We start from the raw sequence: 604 nt of genomic DNA on the forward strand, positions 1-604 counted from the left end.
GTAAAAAATGATTATTTTTCTTTAGTAGTATAGAATATATTATTATTATATAAAATAGAGAAGATAAAATTAAACTTGTCCTTGAGTAAGTTAAATATAATATTGTAAATATAATAATAAATATTGAAGTAGTAATAATTAATCTAGTGCTAGGATTTTTAACTTTCAACTCTAAGAAAAGAGATATTACAGTAAATAGCATTAAAATATATTGTCCTAATGTATTAGGATTATCAAATCCTGCAGTAAACCTTCTTCCAAATCTATCATCCTCTAAAAAGTAATATTCACTAAAATATACAGAAAAGCATAAAAATAAAATAGTTATTGCATTAGAAAAGATAATTATTTTAATAATAACTTCCCATTTTATTTTAGATGTCAATGTTAGCATTGATATTGTTAGTAAGAAACCTAAATAAAATTTATTATGAAAGTAAAGTAGTCCAACAATAGACAATATATTAAATATTATTAAATATATTTTAGTTTTATTTTTTGATAATAAAAAGGAAAAAAATATGGCTATACTAATTATAGATATATTTACAATATCTTTTATCTGAAAGATAAATTCATTTTTTATGGCTAATGAAAAAAAACC

At 19.4% G+C, this 604-nt stretch carries 1 protein-coding gene; it reads right to left on the reverse strand.

All coding sequences use genetic code 11. The features are described from left to right. The coding region (locus M983_RS17770) for a hypothetical protein (protein ID WP_210433236.1) at nucleotides 1-604 on the reverse strand (604 nt) is incomplete at both ends.

It is taken from the genome of Proteus myxofaciens ATCC 19692 (assembly GCF_001654855.1).
In the GTDB taxonomy this organism is placed as follows: Bacteria; Pseudomonadota; Gammaproteobacteria; order Enterobacterales; family Enterobacteriaceae; genus Proteus; species Proteus myxofaciens.